General features: G+C 41.9%; 29 protein-coding genes. 17 read left to right on the top strand and 12 right to left on the bottom strand.

Going from position 1 to position 23,846, the window contains the following annotated elements; translation table 11 throughout:
* Positions 1-80: 80 nt before the first annotated feature.
* Positions 81-1,079, bottom strand: coding sequence for an ABC transporter ATP-binding protein (locus AB1A65_RS03760; protein ID WP_366585784.1), 999 nt, complete (start codon positions 1,077-1,079; stop codon positions 81-83).
* Between the two features lie 121 nt (positions 1,080-1,200).
* A complete protein-coding gene (locus AB1A65_RS03755) occupies positions 1,201-3,354 on the bottom strand; it encodes a prolyl oligopeptidase family serine peptidase (protein ID WP_366585782.1) in 2,154 nt (717 codons plus the stop codon).
* Positions 3,355-3,673: 319 nt separating this feature from the next.
* Between AB1A65_RS03755 and AB1A65_RS03750 the strand changes: the two genes are divergently transcribed.
* From AB1A65_RS03750 to AB1A65_RS03725, 6 genes are all read left to right on the top strand, one after another.
* Positions 3,674-5,539, top strand: a complete 1,866-nt coding sequence (locus AB1A65_RS03750; RefSeq protein WP_366585780.1) for a hypothetical protein — start codon at positions 3,674-3,676, stop codon at positions 5,537-5,539.
* A gap of 9 nt (positions 5,540-5,548) precedes the next feature.
* A complete protein-coding gene (locus AB1A65_RS03745) occupies positions 5,549-5,980 on the top strand; it encodes a hypothetical protein (RefSeq protein ID WP_366585778.1) in 432 nt (143 codons plus the stop codon).
* A 12-nt stretch (positions 5,981-5,992) separates the two neighbouring features.
* Positions 5,993-6,427: a hypothetical protein gene (locus AB1A65_RS03740; protein WP_366585776.1), complete on the top strand. Its 435-nt coding sequence runs from the start codon at positions 5,993-5,995 to the stop codon at positions 6,425-6,427.
* A gap of 43 nt (positions 6,428-6,470) precedes the next feature.
* A complete protein-coding gene (locus AB1A65_RS03735; protein WP_366585774.1) occupies positions 6,471-6,857 on the top strand; it encodes a hypothetical protein in 387 nt (128 codons plus the stop codon).
* 25 nt (positions 6,858-6,882) lie between these two features.
* A complete protein-coding gene (locus AB1A65_RS03730) occupies positions 6,883-7,293 on the top strand; it encodes a hypothetical protein (RefSeq protein ID WP_366585772.1) in 411 nt (136 codons plus the stop codon).
* 123 nt (positions 7,294-7,416) lie between these two features.
* Entirely contained in the window at positions 7,417-7,725 is a 309-nt protein-coding gene (locus tag AB1A65_RS03725; protein WP_366585770.1) for a hypothetical protein, read from the top strand.
* Positions 7,726-7,736: 11 nt separating this feature from the next.
* On the opposite strand, the gene AB1A65_RS03720 is transcribed toward AB1A65_RS03725, so the two are convergent.
* From AB1A65_RS03720 to AB1A65_RS03705, 4 genes are all read right to left on the bottom strand, one after another.
* Entirely contained in the window at positions 7,737-8,747 is a 1,011-nt protein-coding gene (locus AB1A65_RS03720) for an aspartate-semialdehyde dehydrogenase (RefSeq protein WP_366585768.1), read from the bottom strand.
* A 189-nt stretch (positions 8,748-8,936) separates the two neighbouring features.
* Positions 8,937-9,344, bottom strand: a complete 408-nt coding sequence (gene mscL / locus AB1A65_RS03715) for a large-conductance mechanosensitive channel protein MscL (protein ID WP_366585766.1) — start codon at positions 9,342-9,344, stop codon at positions 8,937-8,939.
* 77 nt (positions 9,345-9,421) lie between these two features.
* Complete coding sequence (alr, locus tag AB1A65_RS03710) at positions 9,422-10,531, bottom strand: alanine racemase (RefSeq protein ID WP_366585764.1); 1,110 nt, start codon at positions 10,529-10,531, stop codon at positions 9,422-9,424.
* On the bottom strand, positions 10,524-11,168 hold the full coding sequence (locus tag AB1A65_RS03705; RefSeq protein WP_366585762.1) for a thymidine kinase: 645 nt from the start codon (positions 11,166-11,168) through the stop codon (positions 10,524-10,526). Before AB1A65_RS03705 ends, alr begins: the two co-directional genes overlap by 8 nt.
* A gap of 159 nt (positions 11,169-11,327) precedes the next feature.
* Between AB1A65_RS03705 and AB1A65_RS03700 the strand changes: the two genes are divergently transcribed.
* The 7 genes from AB1A65_RS03700 (at position 11,328) to AB1A65_RS03670 (ending at position 15,819) form a co-directional block, all read left to right on the top strand.
* Positions 11,328-12,017 (top strand): hypothetical protein, encoded by a 690-nt coding sequence (locus tag AB1A65_RS03700; protein WP_366585760.1) that lies wholly within the window; start codon positions 11,328-11,330, stop codon positions 12,015-12,017.
* 50 nt (positions 12,018-12,067) lie between these two features.
* Positions 12,068-12,739, top strand: coding sequence for a 16S rRNA (cytidine(1402)-2'-O)-methyltransferase (gene rsmI / locus AB1A65_RS03695; RefSeq protein ID WP_366585758.1), 672 nt, complete (start codon positions 12,068-12,070; stop codon positions 12,737-12,739).
* Positions 12,740-12,790: 51 nt separating this feature from the next.
* A complete protein-coding gene (locus AB1A65_RS03690; RefSeq protein ID WP_366585756.1) occupies positions 12,791-13,858 on the top strand; it encodes an AraC family transcriptional regulator in 1,068 nt (355 codons plus the stop codon).
* A 75-nt stretch (positions 13,859-13,933) separates the two neighbouring features.
* Positions 13,934-14,284 (top strand): SnoaL-like domain-containing protein, encoded by a 351-nt coding sequence (locus tag AB1A65_RS03685; RefSeq protein ID WP_366585754.1) that lies wholly within the window; start codon positions 13,934-13,936, stop codon positions 14,282-14,284.
* A gap of 9 nt (positions 14,285-14,293) precedes the next feature.
* A complete protein-coding gene (locus AB1A65_RS03680; protein WP_366585752.1) occupies positions 14,294-14,644 on the top strand; it encodes a hypothetical protein in 351 nt (116 codons plus the stop codon).
* A gap of 29 nt (positions 14,645-14,673) precedes the next feature.
* Complete coding sequence (locus tag AB1A65_RS03675; protein WP_366585750.1) at positions 14,674-15,147, top strand: YHS domain-containing (seleno)protein; 474 nt, start codon at positions 14,674-14,676, stop codon at positions 15,145-15,147.
* Between the two features lie 93 nt (positions 15,148-15,240).
* On the top strand, positions 15,241-15,819 hold the full coding sequence (locus tag AB1A65_RS03670) for a uracil-DNA glycosylase family protein (protein ID WP_366587051.1): 579 nt from the start codon (positions 15,241-15,243) through the stop codon (positions 15,817-15,819).
* Here the strand turns inward: AB1A65_RS03670 and AB1A65_RS03665 are convergent.
* The 4 genes from AB1A65_RS03665 to AB1A65_RS03650 form a co-directional block, all read right to left on the bottom strand.
* Positions 15,813-16,397, bottom strand: coding sequence for a Crp/Fnr family transcriptional regulator (locus tag AB1A65_RS03665; protein WP_366585748.1), 585 nt, complete (start codon positions 16,395-16,397; stop codon positions 15,813-15,815). The two genes, AB1A65_RS03670 and AB1A65_RS03665, sit on opposite strands and share 7 nt — an antisense overlap.
* Positions 16,398-16,459: 62 nt before the next feature.
* A complete protein-coding gene (locus tag AB1A65_RS03660) occupies positions 16,460-17,053 on the bottom strand; it encodes a hypothetical protein (protein ID WP_366585746.1) in 594 nt (197 codons plus the stop codon).
* An 80-nt stretch (positions 17,054-17,133) separates the two neighbouring features.
* Positions 17,134-17,328, bottom strand: coding sequence for a hypothetical protein (locus tag AB1A65_RS03655; RefSeq protein WP_366585744.1), 195 nt, complete (start codon positions 17,326-17,328; stop codon positions 17,134-17,136).
* A gap of 170 nt (positions 17,329-17,498) precedes the next feature.
* Positions 17,499-18,101 carry a carboxymuconolactone decarboxylase family protein gene (locus AB1A65_RS03650; protein ID WP_366585742.1) on the bottom strand — a complete coding sequence of 201 codons (603 nt, stop codon included), beginning with the start codon at positions 18,099-18,101 and terminating at the stop codon, positions 17,499-17,501.
* Between the two features lie 56 nt (positions 18,102-18,157).
* On the opposite strand from AB1A65_RS03650, the gene AB1A65_RS03645 reads away from it, so the two are divergent.
* The 4 genes from AB1A65_RS03645 (at position 18,158) to AB1A65_RS03630 (ending at position 22,071) form a co-directional block, all read left to right on the top strand.
* The gene (locus tag AB1A65_RS03645) at positions 18,158-18,580 is read left to right on the top strand and encodes an OsmC family protein (protein WP_366585740.1); all 423 of its coding nucleotides are present in this window, start codon (positions 18,158-18,160) and stop codon (positions 18,578-18,580) included.
* A gap of 139 nt (positions 18,581-18,719) precedes the next feature.
* Positions 18,720-19,070, top strand: coding sequence for a four helix bundle protein (locus tag AB1A65_RS03640; protein WP_366585738.1), 351 nt, complete (start codon positions 18,720-18,722; stop codon positions 19,068-19,070).
* A 49-nt stretch (positions 19,071-19,119) separates the two neighbouring features.
* Positions 19,120-20,808 carry a single-stranded-DNA-specific exonuclease RecJ gene (gene recJ, locus AB1A65_RS03635; RefSeq protein WP_366585736.1) on the top strand — a complete coding sequence of 563 codons (1,689 nt, stop codon included), beginning with the start codon at positions 19,120-19,122 and terminating at the stop codon, positions 20,806-20,808.
* A gap of 6 nt (positions 20,809-20,814) precedes the next feature.
* Positions 20,815-22,071 carry an MFS transporter gene (locus tag AB1A65_RS03630; protein ID WP_366585734.1) on the top strand — a complete coding sequence of 419 codons (1,257 nt, stop codon included), beginning with the start codon at positions 20,815-20,817 and terminating at the stop codon, positions 22,069-22,071.
* Here AB1A65_RS03630 and AB1A65_RS03625 read toward each other — a convergent pair.
* Both AB1A65_RS03625 and AB1A65_RS03620 read right to left on the bottom strand, forming a co-directional pair.
* Positions 22,068-22,835 (bottom strand): UDP-2,3-diacylglucosamine diphosphatase, encoded by a 768-nt coding sequence (locus AB1A65_RS03625; protein WP_366585732.1) that lies wholly within the window; start codon positions 22,833-22,835, stop codon positions 22,068-22,070. The genes AB1A65_RS03630 and AB1A65_RS03625 overlap by 4 nt on opposite strands.
* A 237-nt stretch (positions 22,836-23,072) precedes the next feature.
* A complete protein-coding gene (locus AB1A65_RS03620) occupies positions 23,073-23,840 on the bottom strand; it encodes an enoyl-CoA hydratase/isomerase family protein (protein WP_366585730.1) in 768 nt (255 codons plus the stop codon).
* Positions 23,841-23,846 lie beyond the last annotated feature (6 nt).

The raw sequence follows: 23,846 nt of genomic DNA, 5'->3' as shown, positions 1-23,846 counted from the left end.
CAATGTCGCCTTTATATTGGGTGAAGTCTGTATCCATTTTATCCATGAAAATCAATAGTTTGAGATTTGCATGCTATGATTTAATGGGCTTTTACTTTCGCATTAACTTGAAGCCGTCTGTTGATGGTCTTCAAAGATACATTAAGGAAAATGGTATTGCCCAACTTCTGCTTTTTTGTGGAATTGAAGTACAAAAGTGTTCCATCCTCTGCGTTTCCAACATTTAAATAATGGCTGCCCTTAAAAAAGGAATGGGTCAGTTCTACTTTCATTCCAGAGCTTTTTGAGATCTGAAATTCATGTGGATACACCAACACCGACCTATCGAGTTGGGAGTAGGATTTCAACAATTTAATGGGCACTTGGCTCACCTCACCAAATAAGCTTGCAGTATAATGGTTGGGTGGATTGTTGTAGAGTTTTTTGGTTTTCTGATTGGCAATGACTTTGCCCTTTTCCAGAATAAGTGTTCGCTGGGCAAACGGAAGCACATCACTTGGATCATGACTGGCGGTGAGTACGGTAATTCCCTTTTCTTTGAGATGGAGAAACAAATTTTTCCGAAGGGAACCCCGTTTAAAATTATCAATGTGGCCAAAAGGTTCATCCAGCAAAAGTACTTCAGGTTTTTGTGCCAAGACCCGTGCGAGGGCCACGCGTTGTTGTTGACCTCCGCTGAGGTTTTTCACCTTGGTTTTGGCAAACGCTTCCAATTCAATAAGCGCCAAAAGTTCATCGATGCGTTCTTGATGAGTCTCTCGCTCAAAAACCGATAAATGTTGACCAATGTTTTCTTCAACCGTGGTAAAAGGCATCAAATCAAAATCTTGGGAGAGATACTTCATGTATGGTTCACCTGGAACCAAATTGAAGTTGGGTCCCAACGCCTGTTTTTCACCCCAAAAAATGGAACTGTCTTCCACGTGCAAAAGCCCATAAATAATTTTAAGGAGGGTGCTTTTTCCAGAACCACTCTCGCCCATTAGGGCCACATGTTCGCCGGGGGCCACTTCAAAGGAAATATCCTCTAAAATAGGTCGGGATTTATACTGAAATGAAGGAATATGAACTTTGAGCATATAAATTTTGTCAACCTGAACTTGATTCAGGTTCTCATAAAGTGTTGTTGATGAATATAAAAGATTCTGAAACTAGTTCAGAATGACGATTTAAATTAATTTTAGTGACCTCTGACAATTTTTAATCCTTAAATTCCTTGAGCACGGCCTGATTGGGCAATGCATCGTATTCCATATTGTACAACGTGAACCCAAAAATATCAGCATATTGCTCGATGGTCTTACTTACCGGGGTACCTGCACCATGACCGGCATTGGTCTCAATCCGAATCAAAGTGGGGTTAGGTCCCGCTTGTTTTTCCTGAAGCTCTGCGGCAAACTTAAAACTATGGGCGGGAACCACACGATCATCGTGGTCGCCCGTGGTCACCAAAGTGGCAGGGTACTCCGTACCCTTTTTTACATTGTGGACTGGGGAATACCCTTTGAGATACTTGAACATTTCTTCGTCATCCTCAGAAGTTCCATAGTCATACGCCCAACCTGCGCCAGCGGTAAAGGTGTGGTAGCGGAGCATATCCAAAACACCCACCGCAGGCAATGCCACTTGCATCAAGTCTGGGCGTTGGGTCATGGTAGCCCCTACCAGGAGTCCACCGTTGGATCCACCCCGAATGGCCAAATATTGTTTGGAGGTGTAGTTGTTTTCAATCAGATATTCCGCCGCTGCGATAAAGTCATCAAAAACATTCTGTTTTTGAAGTTTTGTCCCAGCCAAATGCCATTTTTTTCCATACTCACCTCCACCGCGAAGATTAGGAACTGCATACACGCCGCCTTGTTCCATCCAAACGGCATTCACAATACTGAACGATGGCGTTAAACTGATGTTGAACCCGCCATACCCATACAAAATGGTAGGGTTCTTCCCATTGAGTTCCAGTCCCTTTTTATAGGTAATGATCATGGGAACCTTAGTACTGTCTTTTGAGGTGTAGAACACCTGTTTGGACTCGTAATCCTCTGGATTAAAATCGATTTGCGGCTGCCAATATTGTTCGTATTCACCCGTCTCTACATTGTATTTGTACAAGGAACCGGGCGTGCTATAATTGGTGAATGAGAAGTAAAATTCCTTTTCTTTCTTTTTTCCACCGAAACCATTGGCGCTTCCCACACCGGGCAATTTTACCTCACGGACCAAATTCCCTTCATAATCATATTGCAACACTTTAGAAATGGCATCCACCATATATTCGGCAAAGAAATAGCCACCACCAGTTCCTGCGGTGAGCACATTTTCGGTTTCGGGAATAAGGTCTTTCCAGTTTTCCGGGGTTGGATTGGTAGCATCGACCACCACGACTTTTTTGTTGGGTGCATTTCGGTTCGTAACCAAAAACAGCTTGGTCCCTTCGGTATCGATGACATTCGTATCGGAGTCCGTGTCATCCAAGATGGTGACAAGCTCTGGGTGGTCTTGGGTTAAATCCATTAGGAACAATTTGTTTCCTGAAGTGGACACGGATGCAGAGATAAAGAGGTATTTTTCATCTTCCGAAACAGAGCCCCAAACGTAGCGATGTTTTTCATCTTCCGTTCCACCAAAAATTACTTGGTCCTGAGATTGCGGCGTTCCCAATTTGTGGTAGTACAATTTATGCTGGTCTGTTTTGGCCGAAAGTTCACTTCCTTCGGGTTTGTCATAACTGGAATAGAAGAAACCTTCGTTGCCTTTCCATGAAATACCACTGAACTTGATGTCCACTAACGTATCCTCAACAATTTCTTTGGTCTCTGCATCTAAAACAATGGCCTTGCGCCAATCGCTGCCACCTTCAGAAATTAGATACCCCGCTTTGGAGCCGTCTTTGGTAAAACTTAGACCCATCAAAGAGGTGGTCCCGTCCTGCGAGAAGGTGTTTGGGTCCAAGAAAACCTCTTCTTCGCCACCCTCTTTCTTTCGGTACACCACATATTGGTTTTGCAACCCATTGTTTTTATAGTAATAGGTATAATTGCCCTCCTTGAACGGGGAACCTACTTTTTCATAGTTCCACAATTTTTCAAGACGATTTTTTAAATCTTCTCGGAATGGAATTTTCTCCAAGTAACCAAAGGTTACGGCATTTTGTTGCTTGACCCAAGCTTCGGTTTCGGCGCTTCGGTCATCTTCCAGCCAACGGTAGGGGTCGGGAACTTCCGTTCCAAAATACGTATCTACAGTATCAACTTTTAGGGTAGTGGGGTAATTCACGGTAATGAGCTCTCTTTTTGGAGTATTTTGACATGCAGCGAACAAGACTACAACAGTCAACAGGCATGCAGTTTTCATTTTTATCAGATTGATTCGGATAAATGTACAAGTAATATTGGTTTTACCTACAAGACCCTCCTGTAGTTAACTTTTTTTTACGCCTTCGGCTAAAAACAGGGTTCAAAAAAGTGAAGTCTTGACGTTTAGTTTGTTTGGTCAATTGAAAACGCCCATACGTCAACCTAGAATACTCTTCTGTCAATTGAAACCCAAAAAACCAAAGCTTTAACCTTAAAATCGAGTTAACGCAGAAAATCTTACAGGTTTTTAAACTGTATTCATCAACCTCCATCTTTTGGCAGAGCGCCAAAACTTTAGAACACCCAAATCGATGAACATGAAAAAACTACTGTTGAGAAAACCGTACATTATCCTACTGGCCATTTTTTACACATTACAAAGCTGTGAAGAAGAATTTATTGAGGCTGACCTTCCTGTTGCATCCATAGAGAAGAAAAAGACAAATTTCAAGCCAAAACTGTTGCAAAACCCGTATGAGATACAAACGTTCCGAAAAGCCTATCAGAAAGTTTTGGACAGTGTAAACACGGGAACCTATAAAACGGGAAAGGCCTATGAACAAGATAAAAGCGTCAATCGCAATGCCTATGATATCAAGCCGAATCACCTCTACATCAAGTTCAGCCCAAAAACTGATGAACAAGAGCATATATTGCAACAACATCAAAACATTGTTTTTGTGGATTATCCTTTTGAATATGAAAATGGTGAGCATTTCCATCGGCAAAACCCTTTAAAGGAAGGGGAGCGATTGTCATTTTATGCAAGTATTCCCATTGATAGTAAGTATCCAAAAGAAATATCCCACACCATACTTCAAGAAATGTACATGCCGGAAAATGACGGAAACTTAGACACTGATACAGAACCGGATAAAAATACACGCAGGGGTTTTGTGGATGACAAGGTGGACCTTATGAATCATGTTTTGGAACAAGCCTATATAGACACCAACAATAAAGATTTACTTCCCAGCCCAACTTCAAGCAAAGAAAAGCGTGACTGCGAAACCTGTTTTCTGGGCATTAACCTCAGAAGGAAATGGAGACCCCGGGGCAATGTAAAAATCTATGATGACAATATGGGAACATCTACTTATACGGTTACGCAATGTACAACCTCCTATACTTATGATTTTAGCCCATGTTACCGTGGAGATTATGCCAACTGTCCTAGAAGAATTCAGAGGAGGAGCTGCAAAAATGTGACCAAGAGCCGGCCGGGGAGTTATGTACCCATTGATGGGGCCAATATGCTTATACGGGACACTTGGACCTTGGACCGTGCCATAGCCGATGCCCAAGGAAATTTTAGGTTCAAAGAAGTTAGGGCCAAGGTGCGCTATGTAATCAAGTGGGACCGCCATCAATTTAGTATACGGGACAATTCTGGGTTTTTCCAAGCCGAGGACAAGGGGCCCAAACTGTACAACCAACCGTGGAACCTTAAGATAACAGGGGGTAGAATGAAGTACAGGGGGCAAATTTTCCAAGCGGCCATGCATTTTTACTATCATAATATTGGCGGGTTGACCCGGCCACCCACGAATGGGTTTTGGAAAACCCAAATTAAGATTGCAGCCGTTGAAAAAAACCAAGGGCCTTCATCCACAAAAATGCAGTTGGGACATGGGACATTTGGTATAGTACCCCATATTAAGATCAAAGCATATGGTGATTCCCCAGAGATGGTTTATGGGAGAACCATTCATGAGTTGGCGCACGCAGCGCATTGGCGTGTGGATCCCATTTCATGGGACAATCTGGTGGAACGCGGCTATCTTTATAATTTTGGAAGCAGTAACCCTGGGCCAGCTGGGGAAAGTGCCCGACGACTTATAGAGAGTTGGGCAACAGGTGTGGAAATATATCTTACCAATATGCGCTATAGACGCTTGGGGCCGAATAGCTATGACTATCAGGACACAAACTTGCAAGATAGAAAGATTGATAACGGGTCAGAATCTAAGTTTTATACTACAGCATTTTATGATATGTACGATTCATTTAATCAAAGGAATGAGCATGGTATAAGTGTTCCCTTAGACAGGGTGTCAGGAGTAACATGGCGAAATATGGAAAAATCTTTAATTGGAACGACTAGATGGGAAGAATGTAGGGATAAAAACATTGCTATTTCTGGGCGGTCGTCTCAAATTCGTGAATTGTTTGGAAATTGGTAAATATGAATTATGAAACGTAAAAAAATAGTAGCCGCAATTTTTGGTGTTATGGTATTGATGTTTTCCTGTGGAGTAATAGATTATGAAGAAACAGGCATTATTATCATAAACAATAGCTTAGAAAACAATGTGCAAATGCGATTTTTCAGAAATGGCTTGCCTAGCGGGAAAGAAAAAATTTCCAAAACAGGGGAAGGAGAAATTTTTAGAGGGGAAGATACTTCTACAGTTGTGCTCATCAATCAAATTCTTCAAGCTGACTCTATTATCATAATTTTTGACAATGAACGTTTTGAAACCCATCTTCTGGATACAGTAGAGCCAAAAGAGCACAGTTTGTTTAGTAATGATTCGTATGACAATGATGGAAATACAGGGACTTATACTATAGATGCCAAAAATTATAACAATGCCACACCGTGTGATGGGCCCTGCAATTGATGATTTGACAAAATGAAAACTCTTACTTTGGGCATAATCGCGTTGATTTTCATTTTCAGTTGTACCGATGCTAGCACGACAACAAGAAAATATAGAATTATTAACGAGACTATCCATGCTGCGGAACTTCGTTTTTACAAAGCAAGCATAGCAACTCAAGAAAGAAGTTTTGTCTTTAAAGTGGAGATTGAAGGAGAAGGTTTGGTTTTGGAACGAACCTTAAAAACGTATCCTCCTGACACTAACGGGCCAACAGATGTCTATGAAGCAGATTCTGTTGCCGTTATTTTCAACATGGAAAGAATCGAGGGGCATGTTTTTATTGAACCGATGTCTGGTTCGATAATGAATTTAGGAGATTATGAAAGAAATGGTGTTGAGTTTACCTATACCATAAACGAAGAAAACTATAACAATGCCATCTCTTGTGGTGGGCCGTGTAATTGAGAATTCATGAAAAATAATATGGTTTGTTTTTCTTGTCCTCTTTTTGTTCGGATGTCCAGACATTGGGAGCTATTACGCCTCATATAGGATTGCAAATGAAACAGAACATGATGTAGAGCTTCGGTTTTATGAGTTTCCTCTAAAAGGACAAACAAATTTTGTATTTGCTGCGGAGTTGGACGGTTCGGGAATAGTCATTGAACGGACATTGAAAACCTATGCGTTAGAGACGAATAATCCAGGTGAAGCTTTCGAAGCGGATTCCATAGCCCTTATTTTCAACAACGGAAGAGTTGAAGGGCATACCTTCAACAGCCCTGCGGGTAATTCAATGCTTACCAACTATGAAAGAAATGGAGACCATTTTACGTATACCATTACCGAAGAAAATTATAACCACGCCAACCCTTGTGATGGGCCGTGCAATTGAGGGCTAGCAAATGAAAAACCAAAAAATGATAGCCTTACTTCTTTTTGTGTTTGTTGGATGTACCCCTGAACAATCCACAATAGCAGAATACACCATAGAGAACACTCTTAATACGCCTGTAACCTTGCGGTTTTTTAGAAATGGATTGCCAAATGCCAAAATTGCCCCAGTTTCACTCAAAAGTTCTGGAGGAACGTACAAAAAAGCAGGAGAAAGTTTGGGTTCGTCCACTTCCCCATTCGATGTATTAAACGCAGACTCCATTTTAATAGTTTTTAATGGAGAAAGGGCTCAAGGGCATAATTTATTTGAACCAGCAGCGATGTGCTTGTTGAACCAGGAAGACTATGAAAAGTTGGGAGATGGTAAATTTCTTTATCGGGTAAATCAAGCAAACCTTGATGCCTCAATCTTATGTGAAAATGGGTGTAATTAAGTTATGGACACAAAAAAGACAGTCTTTCTAGTTCTATTTATGTTTCTTCAGTCTTGTTGGCCGAGAGAAATGATAGGGACGGTTAATTTAATTATTACTAATGGATTGGACCTCCAAGTCCAAATGCGGTTTTTTAGCCAAGGGCTTCCCAGCGGGAAGAAAGTGATTTCCAGACAAGGGAAAGGAGAGATTTTTCGGGATGGGGATACAGATACTGGAGTGATGATTCACGAAATTTTTCAAGCAGACTCCATTGAGCTAATTTTTGACAATCAACGGATTGAAAATCATAAATTGTTCTACAATGAGCCTGCTGGAAATAGCTTGTTTGATTTTAGTGCCTACCAAAGAAAAGGGGACACATGGACATACACCATAGATGCCAAAAATTATAACAATGCCACCCCATGTGATGGTATATGCTATGAATAACCGTTGGTCAACTACTGGCTAAGTGAGTAATTCTTTACCAAATTGTTCTCCACCAAATACTCCGCAATCTGTACGGCGTTAGTCGCCGCACCTTTCCGAAGGTTATCCGCCACAATCCACATGTTTAAGGTATTGGCGTTGGTCTCGTCTCTTCGAATACGTCCCACAAAAACCTCATCTTTACCATTGGCATAGATTGGCATGGGGTAGGTATTGGTCTCGGGATTATCCTGAACCACGACACCTGGTGTTTCGCTAAGCAATTTTCGTACTTCAGCCAAATCAAAATCGTTGTGGAATTCCACATTTACGGATTCTGAGTGTCCGCCTGCGGTGGGAATACGAACTGCAGTAGCTGTTACGGAAAAAGTTCGGTCATCCAATATTTTTTGTGGCTCGCGTGCCAGTTTCATTTCTTCCTTGGTATAGCCATTTTCCAAGAACACATCGCAATGGGGCAATGCATTTCGATTGATGGGATACGGATAGGCCATTTCACCTTCTACGCCAGAAGCTTCGTTCTCCATTTGTTGAACGGCTTTTACACCAGTCCCAGAAACGGATTGATAGGTAGAAACGATCACCCGTCTCATTTTATATTTTTTGTGCAAGGGGTTCAACGCCATCACCAATTGAATGGTGGAGCAGTTGGGGTTGGCTATGATTTTGTCCTCAGTGGTCAACTCACTGGCATTGATTTCGGGAACCACCAATTTTTTGGTTGGGTCCATACGCCAAGCGGAGGAGTTATCAATGACGGTAGTACCTACTTCGGCAAATTTTGGTGCCCATTCCAATGAGGTGTCACCCCCGGCGGAGAAAATGGCAATATCAGGTTGGGCCGCAACGGCATCTTCCAAACCGATTATGGTATGTTCTTCATTTTTATAGGTAAGTTTTTTGCCCACAGAGCGCTCCGAGGCTACCAACAACAATTCGGTAATGGGGAAGTTGCGTTCTTCCAATACGTTCAACATGACCTCGCCTACCATTCCGGTGGCACCAACAACTGCTACTTTCATTGTTTACTAATTTTCTTGGAACAAAGGTACGGCTGTTAGCCATTTAAACAAGCTTTTTACCATCCAATAATCAAAAAATAACAAAATGTTACAAATAAAACAACCATCAACATGTTAGCGAAACACATTGATGGTTTTTAAATGGTTATTGTGGTGTTGCGGTTTCCCAGTTGAATGGGAAATCAAATCTTATTTTTTAAGGGCATCCCTGATTTCCACAAGCAATTCTTCCGCAGTTGGACCTTTTGGTGGTTCTGGAGCAGGCTCCTCTTTTTTCTTCATTCGGTTCACTGCTTTTACGATCATGAACATCACAAAGGCCACAATTAGAAAATCAATGACGTTGGTTAGGAACTCTCCGTAGAGTACGGCAATTTCCCCAACGGTTTCTCCTGCATCGTTCACGGTCCCTTCAGTTATTACATATTTCAAATCGTTGAAATCTGATTTGAACAACAGACCTATTAGCGGAGAGACGATTCCTCCAGTGAATGAAGATACCACTTTATTGAATGCGGCACCCATGACGAAACCTACGGCGATATCCACCAGGTTTCCTTTCATGGCAAAGTCCTTAAATTCTTTTACAAATCCCATGTATAGTTAAGGTTTTTGGTTAATATGAAAACAAAATAGCTAAAAAAGGGATTGGTTCGAAGAAAAAAAGCTAAAAATCAACTCGCTATGATTTCCCTTTTCACTCGCTGGGAGATGGCCGTAAGGATTTCGTACGAAATAGTTTTGGCCCCCTCAGCAAAACCCTCCGCAGACTTATCTTGTCCAAAAACTAGGGCTTCATCTCCTTCTTGGCAATCAATACCGGTGACATCCACCATGATCATATCCATACAGACATTTCCAATAATAGGCGCTTTTTTACCACGGATAAGCACACTGGCTTTTCCATTACCATATTGCCGGCCAATACCATCGGCATGACCCAAAGGCAGGGTTGCTGTTTTTCTGGAACTGTTTGAAGTAAAAGCTCTATTATACCCCACCGTTTCGTTTGCTTTAATGGTATGGATTTGCGAAATGATGGTCTTTAATGAGGCAATCGGTTTCAATTCGGTATCGATAATCGCATCATTGCCATAACCATACAATCCGATGCCACTGCGTACCATTTCAAATTGCGCTTCAGCATAGTTGATTATCCCTGAAGTGTTCAGCATGTGTCGCATAGGCGTGGACCCCAATTTTTCCGTGAGATTCTCACTAATTTTTTTGAAGGTATTGATTTGGTCCAGGCTAAATGATTTTTCCTCCAAATCTTCCGAAGCGGCTAAATGGGAAAATAGCGAAGCCACTTTTACCTCCTTATTGTCTTCCAACTGTTCAGCAATAAAGTCTACATCACTCTCATTGAAACCCAATCGGTTCAATCCCGTATTGAATTTGATGTGCACTGGATATGCTTTCTGATGTTTTGCTTTGGCCACATCTAAAAACTCAGTGAGAATCTTTCGGGAATACAGACTGGGCTCCAAGCATCGGTCTATGATTTCATCAAAATTTGATGGTAGCGGGTGCAACACCAAAATGGGAGTTTTAATTCCCGCATCGCGAAGCAATGAACCCTCTTTGGCATAGGCCACCGCCAAATAATCCACACCCAGCTGTTCCATCTTTTGGGCAACGGCCACCATATCACTTCCGTAGGCAAAAGCCTTTACTACAGCCAAAAATTTGGTTTCTGCAGCTATTTTGGAGCGCAAGTACCTGTAATTGTGTTCCAGAGCCGAAAGGTCTATTTGCAACGTGGTTTCCCCAATCTTACCCATCGGCATTTTTCTTTTTAGCTTCCACCTCTTCAACCTCCACATCCATTTGTCTGACCTTCTCGCGCAGCATGGCCTTGTAAAAAGCGGCTCTGCTCAAAGGTTCATATTCTTCCGTTTCGCCTAAAAGGACAAGCTTGTCGTTGCTGGATTTTCGAAAACTGTAATTGGCCAAGTTTCCAGTGCGGGTGCAGACGGCGTGCACCTTGGTAACATATTCCGCTGTGGCCATGAGGGCCGGCATAGGACCAAAAGGGTTGCCTTTAAAATCCATGTCCAAACCAGCAACCACCACACGTACGCCACGGTTGGCCAAGTCGTTACAAACGGTAACAATCTCATCATCAAAGAACTGGGCTTCATCAATGCCCACTACATCGCAATCATCTGCAAGCAGACGAATATTGGCCGCAGCGGGTACGGGAGTAGAACGAATTTCATTGGCATCGTGGGAAACCACCATGTCTTCATGGTAGCGGGTATCTACAATGGGTTTAAAAATCTCCACCTTTTGCTTGGCAAATTGGGCTCTTTTCAGTCTTCGGATGAGCTCTTCGGTCTTACCAGAAAACATGGAACCGCAGATAACCTCTATCCATCCAAACTGCTCCTTAGGGTTTACCGTGTTTTCGAGAAACATACCGTATTTTTGAAAGAAATTGCGTGATTTTTCGTTGTTTAGAAAACGAAACACAAAGCTACTAAAAAAATGCACCCCAGCAGATGGGTTAAAATTTAACCTTTTGTTCGCACGGGAAAGCACAAAATGATTATATTTTTATAGTAAAGAAGACGAGCTATGATACGGAAGTTACGAGAAGAATTGATAAAGCTCTCCACCGAGATCATCACCGCAAGGGAAGATCAGGAATTGGCGGAGTTGTATGATAAGTCACGGAAGATCTATGAGAAATTGGCAGTGCTCAAGTTTATAGATGAGAAGTTGAGTGATGTTGAGGTCGATGTTTCCAAAAATGTAATCGCTTCACGTTTTGAAAAAGTGGCCAATGCTGTTTTGAGCGGGAATATTTCCGTTCCGGAAAGCAATCCCCACGAAGAAGATATTATGACGCCTGGAATGGAGACCATAAAGGATATGGTTTCCGAGATGCCTACTGAAACCGCACTGGAACAGGTTTTTGCTGAGTTTGTGGCCAAGCCAGACCTTATGAAAAACGATAAGGAGAATGTAGGGGTAGCCAAAAAAATTGAAGAAACAGAGCAGAAAAGCAAGTCAAAATCTTTGAATGATAGGTTTGTTAAGGACCTTCAAATAGGTCTGAATGATAAGCTAGCTTTTGTAAAGCACCTGTTCAATGGTAACATGGAGGATTATACCCGAGTGTTGTCCCAGTTGAATACCATAGAAACTGAGGAGCGTTCCATTGCCTTTATCACCAATATGGTAAAACCTGAGTATGATAACTGGGAAGGCAAGGAGGAATACGAAACCCGCTTGATGGCTCTGATTGAACGTCGATTCGCTTAATTCAACAACATTCCAATTACTTTTTAGAAGGAAGACCGTAACTTAGGTCCATGGGAAAACTATATTTGGTTCCGACCCCTATTGGAAACCTTGACGACATTACCCTTAGGGCCATAAAAGTCTTGAAGGATGTGGATTTGGTTTTAGCCGAAGACACCCGTACCAGTGGAAAATTACTCAAACATTTTGAAATTGGTACCCCGCTTCAAAGTCACCACATGCACAATGAGCACAAACAGTTGGATGCTTTGGTGAACAAATTGAAGGGCGAAACCACAATCGCCTTAATTTCTGATGCTGGGACACCAGCCATCTCTGATCCAGGATTTTTATTGACCCGAGCTTGTGTTGAAAATGGCATTGCAGTGGAATGCCTTCCCGGAGCCACTGCTTTTGTGCCTGCTTTGGTAAATAGTGGATTACCAAATGACCGTTTTGTGTTTGAAGGGTTCCTCCCTTTAAAAAAAGGTCGTCAAACCCGATTGGAACAGCTGTCGGAAGAATCCCGAACCTTGGTTTTCTACGAATCTCCCCACAAACTCATAAAAACCCTGACCCAATTTGTGGAATATTTTGGGGCAGACAGACCGGTTTCTGTATCGCGGGAACTCACTAAACTCTACGAGGAAACAATACGGGGAACGTTATCTGAAGTATTGCAACATTTTACCAATCACCCGCCCAAAGGAGAATTTGTGGTAGTGGTTGGCGGGAAAAAGTAATGTCAGTAACCCGTTGCTAATCCGACCTATTGGGTAAGCTAACTCAAAACCATGGTCCGAAAATTCAACCCAGAAATCAATAAGGTTTACTTCATTAACCAATACACCCTTTTCCATATTCTTTCCGGTTCAGGAAGTATTCAGGTCGATTTTAAAAATTACACCGATTGGAAGGATAAGGCCATTTATTTGGAAAAAGGGCAATACATAAAATTCCTTTCGGAAGATTTTGAAGTAAGAACCATCGAGTTTCCCAATAAAGATGTTTTTGAGAACAGGGATGTTCGGGTGCTGTTCAAACATCTCATCTCTTTGGGCTACATCAATTTTAAGGAGTGTGTGGATTGCGAAAAATACCTTTCACAGAGCTTATTCGAAGGAAATACCCGTCAGATTATGGACGTTTCTTTGAAGCAATGGTTTTGGCAGAATCCCTTCAATGCCAGTAAGAGTGAGTATCAAATCATTTTTGATATCAAGGATGTAATCGACAAAGAATACCCGAATCACCTAACCAATGCAGAATTGGAAGCCCTATTTCGGGAAAACGGATATCAGGCCCATGCACTTATAAAGGATAAATTGGGAATTACCGTTAAATCTATGTTGGAGGAGAAACGATTGGTGGAAAGTAAAAAAGATGTAGCCTTCACCGATAAGAGCATTCAAGAAGTTTCTTATGATATGGGGTTCAAGGACCCTGCCTATTTCAATAGGGTTTTTAAAAAACGTACAGGCTACAGCCCCACCCAGTTCCGCGAAAACTTTGACTTTGAAAGAAAAGATCCTTTTGTGGAAGATTTGGTTTTTCTGCTACGGGAGCATCACATGCAAGAACGGTCGTTGGCCTTTTATGCCGATAAAATGAACCTTTCCGTAAAGGCCTTGGCCAAAAAGACTAGGGATAAGATGAACGATTCCTTGGGCCGGCTCATAAGGAATGAACTCATCAATACCTCTAAAAAACTACTCAGCTCAGATGCCTCCGTAAAGGAAATATCCATTGCACTGGGGTTTGAGGAACCCAATCATTTTTCTTCTTTTTTTAAACAGTATACGGGGAGCAACCCATCAAAATTTAAACTGGAAAAAGTACAAGGGAATGCTCCTTTTTTGTAGCCTTTAAGCAACGTTACCACCGCAAATTTGCCATGTAATTACAACAAAGATTGTTTAACCGTAAAAACAGAGCAAATGGATATTAAAACGTTAGCTACAGAAATGGACAGCATTGTTGCACAAGGTGCAATTGTTGAAGCTGTGGAGAAGTTCTTTGCTGAGGATGCAAACACTTCGGACTACAATCAGGTAACCACCTCCGGAAAAGCACAAATGGTGGAAAAAATGAGAGGTTTTGCAGATGCTATTGCAAAAGTGAATGGGATAGAACTGCACAGAACCTTGGTAGATGGTAATGCATCTGCATCGGAATTTACCTTCGATTTTTTGATGAAGGACAACAGCAGAGTGTACTGGCATGAAATTATTAGACGCCTTTGGAACAGTGAGGGCAAAGTAATTCATGAGGAATACTTTAACGCTTAATCCAACATCATGAACCTTAGATTTATTACACCGACCCTTCATGGGGTTGCAGACTACACAGCCGGTTTGGGGTTGATCGTTGCGCCATTTTTATTAGGTCTTGGTCAATCCTCGAACGTAGCAGTTTGGTTTTCGGTGGCTACGGGATTGGCCGTATTTGTAGCCAGTTTGCTTACTGATTACAAATATAGCTTGGCGCGTGTTATCCCGTTTCAAGGTCATTTGGCCATAGATCTTTTGGTGGCCGTAACCTTTATGATCGTACCGTTTGTGTTTGCACTAAAAGGAATAGATGCTATCTACTATTGGTTCAATGCAACGGTGGTCTTTTTAGTGGTCTCGCTAAGCGCGAGCAAATAATTTTTCATTTTAAACAAAAAACAAGAACAATGAAGACAATTAAGAACATTTCAATTTTACTGCTAACCGCAGTTTTCATGAACACGGCTTTTGCCCAAGACAAAAAGTCCTACAATATAGACAATAGCAATATTGCGTTGCAGGGGTACAGTCCTGTTTCCTACTTGGATTTGGGAATTGCCCAAAAAGGGATAAAAGAGCACAAATCTGAGCACGACAAAGTGGTCTACTATTTTACCGATGCGGAGCAAAAGAAGAAGTTTGACAAAAACCCTTCAAAATACTTGCCCCAATATGGGGGATACTGTGCTTTTGGAGTTTATGCAGGAGCGAAATTTAGACCCGACCCCAACAAATTTATCGTGAAGGACGGAAAGTACTTTTTGTACCTGTACAATTTGGAGCTTGATGCACAACAATTGTGGCTGGCAGAAAACAACCATTCCAAATTGGTAAACAAGGCCAATGAGAATTGGAGCAAGCTAAAGAACACCTATAACTAGTTTTTTTCTGGTGGTTGTGTGTTGAAAATACCTCGACATAATTCTGTTGGGGTATTTTCTTCTTTATTGTAAATTCCCGTTATGGATGTTGAGATGAATCAATTACTTTCCGAAATCAAGAATTGTTCCGTTTGTAAAGAACACCTACCGCTTGGCCCTAGACCTATAGTCTCTGCCCATCCAGAATCCAAAATCGCCATCATAGGACAGGCACCGGGCTCCAAAGTGCACCAAACCGGTGTGCCATGGGACGATCCTAGTGGAAAGCAACTTCGGAAATGGTTGGGCGTAACAGATGAACAGTTTTATGATGAGCGTTTGCTCGCACTTATTCCCATGGGCTTCTGCTATCCTGGAAGAGGGAAATCGGGCGACTTGCCCCCTAGACCCGAATGTGCTCCGCTATGGCATCAATCGTTATTGGACCAAATGCCAAAATTAAAACTGACGATACTCATTGGCCAATATGCACAAGTTCGTTATTTAGGGGACGCCATGGAAAAGAATCTCACAGAAACTGTGAAGAATTATAAAAGTTATTTGCCAAAATATATGGTGTTGCCCCACCCATCCCCAAGAAATCGGTTTTGGTTGAGTAAAAATTCCTGGTTTGAAGAGGAAGTAATCCCTCAGCTTCAAAAAGCAGTTTCCACTACCCTAAAAAATCAATAGGAAACAGAAGCTCTTAATCGACTAAAAGTTTCAGGTTTCATATTAAGGTACGATGCCAAATATTTTTGGGGAATTACTTTTAGCTCATCTGGGCAGCGCTGCATAAATGCAATATACCGCTGTTCGGCAGTAAGAGTCAATAGCTCCACCTCACGGGAGAGGCGACCAAACAAGATATCCTGAAAAAAATGATGCCCCCAAGTATAAAAACAAGGGTGTTTTTTGAACATGGAATCATAGTCGCTCCGCGAAATAGCCAAGAGTTTTGACGGTTTCAAGGCCTCCAAAAACGTTTTTGAGGGCGTTTGTTGAATAAAGGAATCAAAGGCTCCAGACGGACTCCCAGAATAGGAAAACCCCAGCACCACTTTTTCACCTTTCTCATTTAAAAGATAAATGGCCTGAACACCATCAAGCACGATGTAAAAATAGCGTTCAATCTTGCCTGCTTCGGTGATTAAGTCATATTGATCAAATGTTTTAATGGACCATAGCGACTTAAAATATTCCTCCTCTTCTTTATCTAAGCCAATATTTGGAAAGAAATTTTTTAAAATGAGGTAGGCATCATCGTCCATTTTTTAGAGTAGCTTGTTTTTCCATAAAAATAGGGAATCTATTCCTGTAAGAAAGAAGATTGTTACGAAGAAACCAAGGATTTTTGTTGTTCAAGAATCTCATCAATCTGCACCATATGCCGTTCTAGGTGACAAATTAGAAACTCAAAAGCTTCCGGAAGATAAAAACGGACCACAGAACCAATAGCCGAAGGAATTTTTAGTTGGGAGACCTCTTTTTTCCTGCAGACTAAGATTGCGTTCTTAAGATGGTTGTGCAGCTCAAAAAAAGTTTTAAAGATTTCTTCCGCTTTTTCGGGATCTAATAGGTTGCGGTCCAAAAGAGGTTCAAACTTTTTTAAGGTCTTCATTTTCCATTTGCGAATACCTTTTTTTGGCCGTTGGCTATCAACCACCCATTTTTGCCATCTTCTAATTCTAAAACCCTCGTTTTCAGACTTGGTGTCTGGTAATTTTGGAATATATTGATTGAATTTTTGTTGGTAATGGCCATACGCAATATTGAGATGCGCCAAGACCTCTAAAATGTTCCATGACTTGCTATTGGGAGGAGTAGTCAACAAAGGCAACCCCAGACTTTGAAGCTGGTCAACTTTGTTGAGAATAGCGTTTAATCGCTGGATGTGGTTTTCAGGGGTGAGCACTAAACTTGCCATGACTGTTCGTTTTTTGATTAAGGCAAAGTTGCGGCAAGAACCAAAGATAAATATTGATGCAAATCAAGAAATCTGTACTACTATCCTTGTGATTTCAAAAACTTGATAAATGATAAAAGAGCTTCTTTGAAATATGTTGCCCCTGTATTCTTAATAAAACTTTCGGCTTGCTTAATATCAGCATTGGGATAAAGTACTTTTAGAGTAATTATTAAGAGTATTTTATTTAACCCTAAGGCATAAATTAAAAGACCAACAAAAAGAAATTCTTCCATATCAAATTATAAAAATGGCATACAATAGATTTTGTCTATACAAATATAATAAATAATATTTATTATCTATTGAATTATGATAGGACAAACCTATCGAGCTTTAAATATTTAAAAAGCGATTAAGAAGAATAATCTAACAGCGAAGCGGTCTAACTTCTAAAGTCTATTCTCTAATACCTCGACCCATCATGCTTCCCCTTTTCCCAGCCATGTTTTCCCAAATATTGCTCAGCACTTTCCACAGCCCCTGTTTCAATAGAGGTGCCCATGGAATCGTTCCAACGGTTGAGGTAGCCAAATAAAGAAATCACCCCCAGCATTTCCACAATTTCGCCTTCGTTCCAATGTTGGTACAAGCGTCCCTTGATTTCGGCATTTACGGCATTGGGCACTTGCGAAGCCGCCAGAGAAAAATCCAGCGCGGCTCGTTCCGCTTCAGAAAAAGCAGGGTGGGTTCGGTATTCCCAAATGTTGTCCAGTTGTTCCTGTTCTGCCCCGTAACGCTCCGCCGCTCTAATGGCATGGGCTTGGCAATAACGGCATCCTGTCGCATTGCTACTTACCCAGGCAATCATTCGCTTTAAGGCTGAGGTGACGCGCCCCTCGTTCGCCATCACAGCTTTGTTGAGGTTGATAAACGCCTTGGAAATCGCATGTCGGTGCTGCATCGTTAAAACGGAATTGGGACAAAAACCAAGAGTCTCATTAAAAAACTCAGCCAACTGCCGGGTTTCTGGGTCATGATTGGGGTCAAGGGGAGTTACTAAGGCCATAAGTGCGATTTTAAATCGTATTTTTGATGTACTACAAGAAACAAAAATTTGATCTTATGACAAATCACATCACTACCAAATGGTTGGGTGAAATGGCCTTTGAAAGTAACAATCCATCTGGGCATACTTTGAGAATTGATGCTGGACCTGAAAATGGTGGATCGGGAGCGGGACTGCGTCCCAAAGCCCTAATGCTTTCCTCATTGGCCGGCTGCTCTGGATTGGATGTTGCCTCGTTGATCAAGAAAATGAAGTTGGAGGTGGATGATTTTTCCATTGAGACCATTGCCAATCTTACGGATGAACACCCCAAGTACTATGATTCCGTTACGGTAGAATATCACTTCACGGGTTCCAATCTAAATGAGGATAAATTAAAAAAGGCCGTGGACCTATCCGTAGAAAAATATTGCGGCGTTATGGAAATGTTCAGGCAGTTTGCGAAGATGGAGATTAAAGTTCTGTATCATCATAAATAAGGGTCAAGTGCCAAACTCAAGTTCAAGCTCAAGCTCAGGATAAGAGCAAGCACAAGTATAAAGTTCAAGTGCAAGACTCAAATTCAGGTAAATCGTTTATATTTATTGGGTCAACCTCAAAATCATATCAAAATGGTTTATGACACAGAAAAAGTTTGATTTAGAGGAAAGGTTTGTTGATTTGGTAGCCAGCATTGCTTCTTTTTGCCAAGATTTATCCAACGATTTTACAGGTCAATATTATGGAAATCAATTGCTTCGCTCTGCAGGTGGAGCCGCTTTGAATTTTGGTGAGGCCCAAGGAACAAATACAGATAAAGATTATGTGCATAGAGCTACCATATCGTTAAGGGAACTCAAAGAATCAAGAGTAAACCTCAAGATTTTGAATAGAATAAACTATGGCAATAAAGAAAAGCGCATAGGTTTACTTGATGAAGTTGAACAATTGATTAAAATCACTGCTACAATAATCAAAAACAAGAAGTAAATCAAAATTTTATCTTGAGCTTGAATCTTGTACTTGAACTTTACAAATTATGCGTTGGACCCTAAAACCCAAACCTACACAAGAAGCTATTTCCAAACTTTCAAACGAATTGAATGTTGATGATTTGGTAGCGCACTTGCTATTACAACGCGGCATTACCAATTATGACGAGGCCAAACACTTTTTCCGTCCCGAATTGGACCATCTGCACGACCCTTTTTTACTAAAGGATATGCAAAAAGCGGTGGAACGGATTGAACGAGCCATTGAAAGCCAAGAAAACATTTTGGTGTATGGTGATTATGATGTGGATGGCACCACCTCCGTGGCGCTGATGGCTTCATTCTTGTTGGAAAACTATCCCAATGTGGCCACCTATATTCCAGACAGGTATGAAGAAGGGTACGGCGTTTCTTTTCAAGGGATAGATTTTGCTGAGGATAACGAGATCTCTCTGATTATTGCTTTGGACTGCGGAATTAAGGCCATTGATAAAGTAAAATACGCCAAAGAAAAGGGCATTGATTTCATCATTTGTGACCACCACAGACCAGGGGAGATACTTCCAGAAGCGGTGGCCATTCTCGACCCAAAACAAGAAGATTGTCCGTATCCCTACAAAGAACTCTGTGGTTGTGGGGTAGGGTTCAAATTGATTCAAGCCTTGGCTTCCCGACAAGGAAAAACTGCGGAAGACCTTATTCTGTATTTGGATTTGGTTGCAACGGCCATTGCGGCGGACATTGTACCCATCACAGGGGAAAATCGGGTGCTGGCCCATTTTGGATTGCAGGTCATCAATGCTAGCCCCAGAATTGGGATTCAAGCGTTGATTGATCAGGTCAAAAAAAGAACGCTCACCATCACTGATGTGGTTTTTATCATTGCTCCCCGTATTAATGCCGCAGGGCGAATGAAACATGGGCAGCACGCCGTGGCCTTGTTGACAGAGACTGATTTCAATATAGCGCAGCAGTACGCCCAAGAGATAGAATCTTTTAATGCAGAGCGTAGAAGTTTGGATCAGGAAACTACAGAAGCTGCCTTGTTACAAATTCAAGAAAATGCAGAGGAAAACCGGTTTACCTCTGTGGTTTATAATGAAAATTGGCACAAAGGGGTTATTGGGATTGTGGCCTCACGTCTTACCGAAACGTATTACCGGCCTACCTTGGTCTTTACCAAAAGTGGGGATAAATTATCGGCTTCGGCGCGATCGGTAAAAGGATTTGATATTTATAATGCCTTGGAAGGTTGTTCGGATTGTATTGAGCAGTTTGGCGGACACATGTACGCGGCAGGGCTTACCCTTTTGGAAGAACAATTTGAAACCTTCAAACAGCAATTTGAAAAAGTGGTTTCGGAAACTATCGACCCCAATTTGTTGCAACCTGAAATTTCCATTGATGCCCAATTGGAACTCCATCAAATCACCCCAAAATTGATGCGAATCCTGAAGCAATTTGCGCCTTTTGGCCCCGGTAATATGACCCCTGTTTTTATGGCTGAAGGATTGCGGGACACAGGGTATGCAAGAGGTGTTGGTGAAGATGAAAAACATCTGAAAGCATCTCTATCACAAAAAGGCTCCACACCTATTGGGGCCATCGGATTTAATTTGGGAAATAAATTAGATCTACTGAAGGACAAAAAACCGTTTGATGCCGTATTTTCGCTTGATGAAAATGAATGGAACGGAACGGTGAGCCTTCAACTGAAATTAAGAGACATTCGCTAGACATTTATGGACCCATACGCTGCACTCCGCTATAGGGAGTTCAACATTTTTTTGCTGGTACGCTTTGCCATGGTGTTTGCATGGTCCATGCAGTTCATTGTGATTGAATGGCAGGTATATTCCTTGACCAAGGATCCTTTGTCATTAGGAATTATTGGGTTGATGGAAGTCATTCCTGCCGTGGGGATGGCGTTGTTTGCCGGACATATTGTGGACCAAAAAGAAAAAAGAAACCTTTTGGTCATCTGCATTGCTGGATTTTCTGTAATCAGTTTGGGTCTTTTTCTTTTGAGTTGGCCAGGTCTAGAAGAAACTTGGGAATCAAGAACCATACTGTATTCCATTTATGCCCTGGTTTTCTTGGGAGGAATTGTGCGCTCCTTTTTGGGCCCAACCATTTTTTCATTGATAGCCTTGATCGTTCCCAAAAAAATATATCCCAATGCGGCCACATGGAGTAGCTCCACATGGCAATTGGCCTCCGTTTTGGGTCCGGCTTTGGCCGGATTTTCCATTAGTTGGATAGGAGTACATTGGTCCATGTGTGTCATTTTTGGCTTCTCTTTGATGGCGCTGCTGTTTCTATTGCAGATACCCAAAAAACCCATCATGAATCCCAAAATTGGCGAACCGGTGATGCAGAGTTTAAAGGACGGTTTACGTTTTGTCTTTAACAACAAGGCCATTTTTGGTGCTCTGACCTTGGATATGGTTGCGGTTCTTTTTGGTGGAGCTGTGGCTCTGTTACCTGTTTATGCCCAAGACATTTTGCATGTAGGGGCAGAAGGCTTTGGAATTTTACGAGCCGCTCCGGCAGTAGGCGCATCCATCACCATGTTGGGGTCTACGCGATTCCCATTGCATAAAAATGCAGGTAAAAAACTGTTGATGGCGGTGTTTGCCTTCGGAGTATGCATCATCGTGTTTGGACTTTCGGAACTTTTCTGGTTGTCCGTGATTGCTTTGTTCATGAGCGGTGCGGTTGACGGTGTCTCAATGATTATTCGGCAGACCATTCTGCAATTAAAAACCCCAGACAATATGAGGGGTCGGGTAGCTTCGGTAAACTCTATGTTTGTGGGTTCATCCAATGAGTTGGGTGCCTTTGAGAGCGGAGTAACGGCAAAACTTATGGGAACGGTGACCGCAGTGGTCTTCGGTGGATGTATGACCTTGCTCACCGTAGGTGCAACAGCCATTACATCACCAACCTTTAGAAAATTAGACCTTCAAAAAGACATCGAAGAACACGAGAAGGACTAACCTTCCAACTTTTTCAGGCTTAATTTTTCACCATCAAAAACGGCGTAGGTAAAATAACTGATCCAATCCCCTAGATTGGTGTAGGTTGATTTTTCATTCAGTTTGATTTTCATGGGAAGGTGTCGGTGGCCGAAAATGAAATGGTCGTAATGTTGCTGTTCCAATTTTCGTTTTGCGTAGAGAATGAGCCATTCCTTGTCCTCCCCCAAGAAAGTAGCATCAGCCTCCCCTGAAATAATCCGATTGTTCACGGAAAGGTGTTGTGCCAAGCGCACCCCCCAATCTGGATGTAGCCATTTAAAAAACCATTTGGCCACAGGGTTGGTAAAGACCTTTTTCATACGCTTAAATCCCTTGTCGTGAGGACCCAATCCATCACCATGACCAATAAAAAAAGAGGTGTCGTTGATCAAAAATTGCTGAGGTTTATGGTGCACGGGGATATTGAGTTCTTCCTCAAAATACCCGTTCATCCAAAGGTCGTGGTTGCCCACAAAATAAGTAATTTGGATGCCCATGTCTGAAAGCTCGGCCAATTTGCCCAGCGTTCGGGTAAAGCCTTTGGGGACCACAGTCTTATATTCGAACCAAAAATCGAAAAGGTCACCCATTAAAAAAATAGCATGAGCATCGTGTTTGATGCTGTCCAGCCAAGCCACAAATTTCTTTTCCCGAGGCAGACTATCCCTTCGGGTGGGAGCCCCTAAGTGGTTATCGCTGGCGAAATAAACTTTTTTGCCTTTTGGCAGGGCAATATTCTTCATTTATTTTTTATAACGTCGGTTGCTACGTATTCTGTTGACCACATATACCACGATTACGAAAAGGGCCAATATGGGAAATACTAAATCAGTCATTGTATAAATCTTAAATATTCATTTTATATAAAGATCAAATTCGTCATGCTGAACTTGATTCAGCATCTCATATCCAAATCATTTTTAATGTGACCTTGAAACGAGTTCAGGGTGACGTTTATCCTCATGTTTAAACGCATTCAACTATTTTTTAAACTTTTCCAAAGCGGCTTTTGTTTCTGGGGAAAGGGCTAATTTGCCCGAAGCTTCTGCGCGTTCGGCCAACAATTCGTCCCAATGTTCTGTACCTTCCCAAAGCACCTCTTTCATTTTAGCTAGGGCATTGGGATTATAAGAAGCCAAACGTTGTATATGGAACTCCAATTCCTTGTCCATTTCTGATATGGAATCGTACACTTTGGCAAACAATCCGTTTTCTTGGGCCCAATAGGCATTTTTCCATTCGGTTGGAGATAAAGCGAGTTCTGCCAAAGCCACTTTTCCCATTTTTCGTTCCACTGCTGGTGCAATTACAAAGGGACCAATACCGATTGAAATTTCTGATAATTTGATGGCAGCATCCACAGTAGCATACACGTAGTCGCATGCAGCGGCCAAACCAACACCTCCACCAACGGTTTTACCTTGAACGCGTCCAATAATCGGTTTGATACATTTGCGCATGGCATTGATAACATTGGCGAATCCACTGAAAAAGGCCTTGCCCTCCTCCAAATTTGAAATGGCCACAAGCTCATCAAAAGAAGCCCCGGCACAAAAAGCGCGGTCGCCTTCGGATTTCAACAAAATCACTGAAACAGAATCATTATTGGAAAGCTTGTCAAATTCGTTGGCCAATCGCTCCAAAAGTTCAGAAACAAAAGAGTTGCTGGCTGGATGACCAAACTCTACCGTGGCAACTCCGTTATCGATTTTGGTATATAGACTTCCGTTTACTCTATCTGTAGACATTCTCAA

Source organism: Allomuricauda sp. ANG21, assembly GCF_040705235.1.
Classification (GTDB): domain Bacteria; phylum Bacteroidota; class Bacteroidia; order Flavobacteriales; family Flavobacteriaceae; genus Flagellimonas; species Flagellimonas marina.
The sequence above is the reverse complement of the archived record's forward strand: the minus strand, read 5'-3'. Positions and strand labels throughout refer to the sequence as shown.

Coding starts and splice junctions, on each gene's coding strand:
- AB1A65_RS03760 (WP_366585784.1), bottom strand. CDS start 1,079: ATGCTCAAAGTTCATATTCCTTCATTTCAGTATAAATCCCGACCTATT.
- AB1A65_RS03755 (WP_366585782.1), bottom strand. CDS start 3,354: ATGAAAACTGCATGCCTGTTGACTGTTGTAGTCTTGTTCGCTGCATGT.
- AB1A65_RS03750 (WP_366585780.1), top strand. CDS start 3,674: ATGAAAAAACTACTGTTGAGAAAACCGTACATTATCCTACTGGCCATT.
- AB1A65_RS03745 (WP_366585778.1), top strand. CDS start 5,549: ATGAAACGTAAAAAAATAGTAGCCGCAATTTTTGGTGTTATGGTATTG.
- AB1A65_RS03740 (WP_366585776.1), top strand. CDS start 5,993: ATGAAAACTCTTACTTTGGGCATAATCGCGTTGATTTTCATTTTCAGT.
- AB1A65_RS03730 (WP_366585772.1), top strand. CDS start 6,883: ATGATAGCCTTACTTCTTTTTGTGTTTGTTGGATGTACCCCTGAACAA.
- AB1A65_RS03725 (WP_366585770.1), top strand. CDS start 7,417: ATGCGGTTTTTTAGCCAAGGGCTTCCCAGCGGGAAGAAAGTGATTTCC.
- AB1A65_RS03720 (WP_366585768.1), bottom strand. CDS start 8,747: ATGAAAGTAGCAGTTGTTGGTGCCACCGGAATGGTAGGCGAGGTCATG.
- mscL (WP_366585766.1), bottom strand. CDS start 9,344: ATGGGATTTGTAAAAGAATTTAAGGACTTTGCCATGAAAGGAAACCTG.
- alr (WP_366585764.1), bottom strand. CDS start 10,531: ATGGGTAAGATTGGGGAAACCACGTTGCAAATAGACCTTTCGGCTCTG.
- AB1A65_RS03705 (WP_366585762.1), bottom strand. CDS start 11,168: ATGTTTCTCGAAAACACGGTAAACCCTAAGGAGCAGTTTGGATGGATA.
- AB1A65_RS03700 (WP_366585760.1), top strand. CDS start 11,328: ATGATACGGAAGTTACGAGAAGAATTGATAAAGCTCTCCACCGAGATC.
- rsmI (WP_366585758.1), top strand. CDS start 12,068: ATGGGAAAACTATATTTGGTTCCGACCCCTATTGGAAACCTTGACGAC.
- AB1A65_RS03690 (WP_366585756.1), top strand. CDS start 12,791: ATGGTCCGAAAATTCAACCCAGAAATCAATAAGGTTTACTTCATTAAC.
- AB1A65_RS03685 (WP_366585754.1), top strand. CDS start 13,934: ATGGATATTAAAACGTTAGCTACAGAAATGGACAGCATTGTTGCACAA.
- AB1A65_RS03680 (WP_366585752.1), top strand. CDS start 14,294: ATGAACCTTAGATTTATTACACCGACCCTTCATGGGGTTGCAGACTAC.
- AB1A65_RS03675 (WP_366585750.1), top strand. CDS start 14,674: ATGAAGACAATTAAGAACATTTCAATTTTACTGCTAACCGCAGTTTTC.
- AB1A65_RS03670 (WP_366587051.1), top strand. CDS start 15,241: ATGAATCAATTACTTTCCGAAATCAAGAATTGTTCCGTTTGTAAAGAA.
- AB1A65_RS03665 (WP_366585748.1), bottom strand. CDS start 16,397: ATGGACGATGATGCCTACCTCATTTTAAAAAATTTCTTTCCAAATATT.
- AB1A65_RS03660 (WP_366585746.1), bottom strand. CDS start 17,053: ATGGCAAGTTTAGTGCTCACCCCTGAAAACCACATCCAGCGATTAAAC.
- AB1A65_RS03655 (WP_366585744.1), bottom strand. CDS start 17,328: ATGGAAGAATTTCTTTTTGTTGGTCTTTTAATTTATGCCTTAGGGTTA.
- AB1A65_RS03650 (WP_366585742.1), bottom strand. CDS start 18,101: ATGGCCTTAGTAACTCCCCTTGACCCCAATCATGACCCAGAAACCCGG.
- AB1A65_RS03645 (WP_366585740.1), top strand. CDS start 18,158: ATGACAAATCACATCACTACCAAATGGTTGGGTGAAATGGCCTTTGAA.
- AB1A65_RS03640 (WP_366585738.1), top strand. CDS start 18,720: ATGACACAGAAAAAGTTTGATTTAGAGGAAAGGTTTGTTGATTTGGTA.
- recJ (WP_366585736.1), top strand. CDS start 19,120: ATGCGTTGGACCCTAAAACCCAAACCTACACAAGAAGCTATTTCCAAA.
- AB1A65_RS03630 (WP_366585734.1), top strand. CDS start 20,815: ATGGACCCATACGCTGCACTCCGCTATAGGGAGTTCAACATTTTTTTG.
- AB1A65_RS03625 (WP_366585732.1), bottom strand. CDS start 22,835: ATGAAGAATATTGCCCTGCCAAAAGGCAAAAAAGTTTATTTCGCCAGC.
- AB1A65_RS03620 (WP_366585730.1), bottom strand. CDS start 23,840: ATGTCTACAGATAGAGTAAACGGAAGTCTATATACCAAAATCGATAAC.